This is a genomic window from Thioalkalivibrio denitrificans, from assembly GCF_002000365.1.
Taxonomy (GTDB): domain Bacteria; phylum Pseudomonadota; class Gammaproteobacteria; order Ectothiorhodospirales; family Ectothiorhodospiraceae; genus Thioalkalivibrio_A; species Thioalkalivibrio_A denitrificans.
Window position 1 is genome coordinate 1 of sequence record NZ_MVBK01000024.1, and the last position, 6,025, is coordinate 6,025.

A 6,025-nucleotide genomic window follows, 5' to 3' on the forward strand; every position below is an offset into this window, starting at 1 on the left:
TCTCCCTCAGGGAGAGGGTCAGGGTGAGGGTGGTTTTGAAGTTGCCCGGCCGGAGCCCGGCATGAACAACTAAACAACGATTTCCCTTCGCGCGCTTCGCGCCTTTGCGAGAGAAATGCCTCTTGATGTTCTGTATCTTCGTGACCTTCGTGTACTTCGTGGTTAGAAGGCCTTTTCATCAACGATAAAGATAACAACCCATGTGCGGCATCACCGGCATCTTTGATCTGACCGACAGACGCCCCGTCAACCGGGCGCTGCTGGAGGCCATGAACCAGACCCAGTTCCATCGCGGGCCGGACGAGGGCGGCGTGCATATCGAGCCGGGCGTAGGGTTCGCCCATCGGCGCCTGTCCATCATCGACCTCTCCAGCGGGCAGCAGCCGCTATTCAACGAAGACGAAACGGTGGTGGTCACCTACAACGGCGAGATCTACAACTTCCCCGAGCTGACCGAAGAGCTGAAACAGGCGGGCCACACCTTCCGCACCCACTGCGACACGGAAGTCATCGTCCATGCCTGGGAGGAGTGGGGCGAGGCCTGCGTGGAGCGTTTCCGGGGCATGTTTGCCTTCGGTGTGTGGGACCGCAACCGCGAGACGCTGTTTCTGGCCCGCGACCGGCTCGGCATCAAGCCGCTGTACTACGCACGCCTGCCGGACGATCATCTACTGTTCGCCTCGGAACTCAAGGCACTGATGGCGCACCCCGATCTGCCCAGGGACATGGACCCGTACGCCGTGGAGGAGTACTTCGCTTACGGCTACGTGCCGGAACCGCGCTCCATCTTCAGGTCCGTGCTCAAGCTCCCCCCAGGCCACACCCTGACGCTCAAGCGCGGCCAGGGCGCCCTGCCGGCACCACGCGAATACTGGGACGTGCCCTTCGCCCCCTTGCCCGCCATGAGCGAGCAGGCCGCCGCCGGGGAACTGGTGGAGCGCCTGCGAGAAGCCGTGCGCATCCGTCTGGTGGCGGAGGTGCCGCTGGGTGCCTTTCTTTCCGGGGGCGTAGACTCCAGCGCCGTGGTGGCCATGATGGCCGGGCTTTCGGACGATCCGGTGCGCACCTGTTCCATCTCCTTCTCCGACCCAGCGTTCGATGAATCCGCCTATGCGCAGCAGGTGGCGGAACGCTATGCCACGGACCATCACGTGGAGCAGGTGGACCCCGACCACTTCAACCTGCTGGACCGTCTTGGCGAACTGTACGACGAACCGTTCGCCGATAGTTCCGCGCTGCCCACCTACCGGGTCTGTGAGCTGGCGCGCCGGCAGGTGGTGGTGGCGCTGTCGGGTGATGGCGGGGACGAGAACCTGGCCGGATATCTGCGGTATCGTCACCATCTCGCCGAGGAACGCTTGCGCAATCCCATTCCCCTGGCCTTGCGCAGGCCGGTGTTCGGGGCGCTGTCGCATCTGTACCCCAAGGCCGACTGGGCGCCGCGTATATTTCGTGCCAAGGCCACCTTCCAGGCGCTGGCACGGGATTCCGTGGAAGGCTACTTCCAGGGCATTTCCGTCATCCGGGACGACCTTCGCGCGGGGCTCTTCTCCCCGCGGTTTCGCAGCGAGCTGCAGGGCTACGGCGCCGTGGAGGTGCTGCGGCGCCATGCGCAGCGCGCGCCCACGGACCATCCGCTGTCCCTGGTCCAGTACCTGGACATCAAGACCTATCTCGCCGGCGACATTCTCACCAAGGTGGATCGGGCCAGCATGGCGCATGCCCTCGAAGTGCGCGTCCCCATCCTGGACCACAAACTGGTGGAGTGGATATCGGGGCTGCCACCGGAACTCAAGCTGCGGGGAGGGGAGGGCAAGTACCTGTTCAAGAAAGCCATGGAGCCCCACCTGCCGAACGATGTCCTGTACCGGAGGAAGATGGGTTTTGCGGTGCCCCTCGCGGCCTGGTTCCGCGGTCCCCTGCGTGAGCGCATGCGTGACCAGGTGCTGGGTACGCGCATGGCCGATTCAGGCATCTTCGACATGAACTACCTCGAGACACTGGTGGAGCAACACGTCGCGGGTCGACGCGATCATAGTGCGCCGTTGTGGTCGTTGTTGATGTTTGACTCGTTTCTTCGGAATTTGCAGAGCACTCAGCATTCAGCACTCAGCGCTCAGCTTGAAGCTGGTGGCCAGGGCCTGTCGGTAGAAGGTTGAGTTTTGGGGTCGGTTGCCGCTTGGGCCCGGAGTGTGCTTGGGTGGGCCTTGAAGGGATTGATGACTTGCGAGGGATCGGTATGAAGGACTTTCGGGATCTGACGGTTTGGAACAGGGCGCATGCCTTGGTCTTGCAGATTTATGAAGTGACTGCGAAGTTTCCCAAGGCGGAGGTTTATGGCCTTGCTTCTCAGCTACGCCGATCCGCGGCATCCGTGCCCGCAAATATTGCGGAAGGCTGTGGTCGGGTTGGAGACGCGGAGTTCGTGCGTTTCTTGCACATTGCGATGGGTTCGGCTAGCGAAACCGAGTATCACTTGATCTTGGCGAAGGATCTTGGGCTGATAGACGAGAGTGAAACAACCGATTTGTTTGGAGCCATCGGCGAGGTGAAGCGTATGCTGGCATCGCTCATTACACGTGTAAGGAAGGACCGAGACCAGAAGAAAGCCGCTCTTCGCCAACGGCCCCATACACGGCAGTCTGTCAACGAAGTCCCGGAACCATGAATCCAACCCCCCGTCTTCATGCTGACCGCTGAATGCTGAGTGCTGAGTGCTAATTACAAACAAATGAAAATCCTCCACATCCTCGACCACTCCATCCCCCTGCACAGCGGCTACACCTTCCGTACCGCCGCGATCCTTCGCGAGCAGCGCAAGCTGGGCTGGGAGACGTTCCACCTCACCAGCCCCAAGCACCTGAACCCGCAGGGCGAGGAGGAGACGGTGGACGGGCTGCATTTCTATCGCACCCTGTACACCCCGAAGCGTCTCCCGGGGCTCGGGGAATGGTGGTTGATCGATGCACTTGCGCGCCGTCTGGAGATGGTGGCACGAGAGATCCGCCCGGACGTGCTGCACGCCCATTCTCCCGCCCTCAATGCGATGGCAGCCATCCGGGTGGGTCGGCGTCTCGGGATTCCCGTGGTCTACGAGGTGCGCGCCTTCTGGGAGGACGCGGCGGTGGATCACGGCACCAGCCGCGAAAACGGCCTGCGCTATCGGCTGACACGGGGGCTGGAGACGTACGCATTCAGGCGAGTCGACCATATCACCACCATTTGCGAAGGCCTGCGCCAGGACATCATTGCGCGGGGTGTTCCGGCATCCAGGATCACCGTGATCCCCAATGCCGTGGATATCGAGAGATTCAGGTGGGGAGGGGAGGCGAACCCTGAGCTGCGTTCCGCGCTCGGGCTCGACGGCTGCCGCGTGTTGGGCTTCATCGGTTCGTTCTACGCATATGAAGGTCTTAAACTGCTCCTGGAAGCCTATCCACGTATCCGCGAACAAGCGCCCGACGTGAGGATTCTGCTGGTGGGCGGCGGCGTACAGGAGCACAACCTCAGGCAACAGGCGCAGTCTCTCGGGATCGCCGACCATGTGATCTTTACCGGGCGAGTCCCTCATGAACGCGTGCAGGATTACTACAATCTTGTGGACCTGCTTGTCTATCCGCGTCTTTCCATGCGGCTCACGGAACTCGTCACGCCACTGAAGCCGCTGGAGTCCATGGCCCAGGGCCGCCTCCTGGTGGCATCGGATGTGGGCGGCCACAAAGAACTGATCCGTGATGGCGAGACCGGCTGGCTCTTCCGGGCCGGTAATGCGGAAGCATTGGCCGAAGTGGTGTTGCGCACGCTGTCCCATCCGGAACAATGGGAGTCCGTGCGGGCGGCGGGTCGCCGGTTCGTGGAGGAGGAGCGCAACTGGGCGGCCAGTGTGGCACGTTACAGGCGCGCCTACGGACTGGAAAACGACGAAGGGGAGGTGGCGGGTGTCGCCTGATCGCAGGCCGCGGCTGGTCGTCTATACGCATCTCTATCCGAATGCGGCCCAGCCGAATCACGGCCTCTTCGTGCGTGAGCGCATGCGCCGTGTGGCGTCCGAGCTGGATCTGGTGGTGGTGGCGCCCGTGCCCTGGTTTCCCTTTCAGGGTCTCTTGCGCCGCTTCAGGCCCCATTTTCGCCCCACCCCGCCTTATCATGAGGATCAGGACGGCATACAGGTCTATCATCCGCGCTATTTCTGCATTCCCGGCCTACTCAAGTGGACCGACGCCCTGTTCGAGGCCCTCGGGACCCTGCCACTGATGCGCCGGCTTCTGAGGGCGCCGGGATTCGACATTATCGACGCGCATTTTGTATATCCCGACGGTACCGCGGCCCGACTGCTCGCGCGCTGGCTCAAGCGACCGTACACCATCACCCTGCGTGGGAGTCTGACCCGCTTTCAGGACAGCTACCTGCACCGGCGTCAGATTGCCCGGGCCATGTCCGAGGCCGCGCGGGTGTTTTCGGTGGCGGACTCCCTGCGTCAGGATGCCATTGACTGGGGACAGGACCCGGCACATGTGCAGGTGGTCGGCAATGGCGTGGATCTGGAGCGGTTTTATCCGGAGGATCGCGTTGAATCCCGGCGGCGGCTGGGCCTGCCGGAAGAAGCCCATGTGCTCGTATCAGTCGGCGGGCTGACCGGGCGCAAGGGCTTCCATCGTGTGATCGAGCTGATGCCGCAACTCATGCAGACGCACCCCGACCTGCATTTCGTCATCGCCGGCGGGGCCAGTCCGGAGGGAAACAACGAAGCGGCACTCAGGGCGCAGATCCAGGGCCTTGGCCTGGAAGACCGCGTGCATCTGCTGGGTCCGGTGGCCCCCGACGAACTGCGCTACGTCTATTCCTCCGGGGACGTGTTCGTCCTTGCAACGGCGTTCGAGGGGTGGGCAAATGTCTTTCTGGAGGCCTCCGCTTGCGGAATTCCTATTGTGACCACCCGAGTGGGTGGAAACGCCGAAGTGGTGAACTCAGACAGGGTGGGGCTGGTGGTTCCCTTCGGCGACGCTCCAGCGCTAAGGGACGCTTTGCACGGGGCCCTCGATCGCGCATGGAATAGGGATGCGATCATCGCCCATGCACGTGCCAACGCCTGGTCGGTGCGTATTCCGCAACTGGTTGAAGCCTTCGAGGCGATCCATGTGCGAAACCTCGTGCATGGACCGGTCGAAGCCGGACGCTCCCGGGAGGTCCGGTAGGATGGCCGCCAATCTCTTGCGTCCGATGGTGTCGTTTCTGTCTCCGCAGGGGCCGCGCGCGCGGCTCAGTATTCTGATTTACCACCGTGTTCTGCCGGAAGCGGACCCCCTGCTGCCGGGCGAGATCGATGCCGATACCTTTCGTTGGCACTTGGACCTGGTCAGGCGGCTGTTTACACCACTATCGCTCGTGGAAGCCTTGGACGGGTTGAAGGCTGGTCGTCTTCCGTCTCGCCCCGTGTGCATCACTTTCGACGACGGCTACGAAGACAACGCCAGCGTGGCTCTGCCGTTGCTGAGGGATGCAGGTATTCCTGCAACCTTCTTCGTGGCCACGGACTACCTGGATGGCGGCATGATGTTCAACGACCGCGTCATCGAATCCGTGCGACGGTTGCCGGCGGGCATTCATGACCTGGATGATTTGTCCCTCGGCCGGTATGAACTCAACGGCCCGGAGAGCCGGGTGGCCTGCTATTCCGCGATCATCCGCCGCATCAAGTATCTGCCTCTGCCGGAACGTGAGCAGATATCCCGTCGACTGGCCGAGCGTGTCGACGGACTGTTACCCACCGACCTGATGATGCGCCGTGAGCAGGTTCGCTCGCTGAGTCAGGCTGGTATGGAAATAGGCGGGCATACGGCCAGTCATCCGATTCTGACCCGGGTAGACGATACAACGGCGCTGAACGAGATTCGTCGCGGGCGCGAAACACTGGAGGAGATTCTCGAGAGACCTGTGAGGTTTTTTGCCTATCCCAACGGCAAGCCCGGACAGGATTACGATGCCGGACATGTATCAATGGTGCGTGAAGCCGGCTTCGAAGCCG

General features: G+C 62.3%; 5 protein-coding genes. All 5 read left to right on the forward strand.

Going from position 1 to position 6,025, the window contains the following annotated elements; genetic code table 11:
• The first annotated feature begins 200 nt into the window (after window positions 1-200).
• On the forward strand, window positions 201-2,159 hold the full coding sequence (locus B1C78_RS04405) for an XrtA/PEP-CTERM system amidotransferase (protein ID WP_077277939.1): 1,959 nt from the start codon (window positions 201-203) through the stop codon (window positions 2,157-2,159).
• A 41-nt stretch (window positions 2,160-2,200) separates the two neighbouring features.
• Complete coding sequence (locus tag B1C78_RS04410; protein ID WP_217697998.1) at window positions 2,201-2,668, forward strand: four helix bundle protein; 468 nt, start codon at window positions 2,201-2,203, stop codon at window positions 2,666-2,668.
• A gap of 63 nt (window positions 2,669-2,731) precedes the next feature.
• Window positions 2,732-3,949, forward strand: coding sequence for a TIGR04063 family PEP-CTERM/XrtA system glycosyltransferase (locus tag B1C78_RS04415; RefSeq protein ID WP_077277940.1), 1,218 nt, complete (start codon window positions 2,732-2,734; stop codon window positions 3,947-3,949).
• On the forward strand, window positions 3,939-5,195 hold the full coding sequence (locus B1C78_RS04420; RefSeq protein WP_139349804.1) for a glycosyltransferase: 1,257 nt from the start codon (window positions 3,939-3,941) through the stop codon (window positions 5,193-5,195). Before B1C78_RS04415 ends, B1C78_RS04420 begins: the two co-directional genes overlap by 11 nt.
• Window position 5,196: 1 nt before the next feature.
• Window positions 5,197-6,025 (forward strand): polysaccharide deacetylase family protein (locus tag B1C78_RS04425; protein ID WP_245795305.1); only part of this gene is annotated, 829 nt, incomplete at its 3' end.

Bases quoted from the DNA above. Each gene is read 5' to 3' on its own strand.
- B1C78_RS04405 (WP_077277939.1), top strand. From the start codon at position 201: ATGTGCGGCATCACCGGCATCTTTGATCTGACCGACAGACGCCCCGTC.
- B1C78_RS04415 (WP_077277940.1), top strand. From the start codon at position 2,732: ATGAAAATCCTCCACATCCTCGACCACTCCATCCCCCTGCACAGCGGC.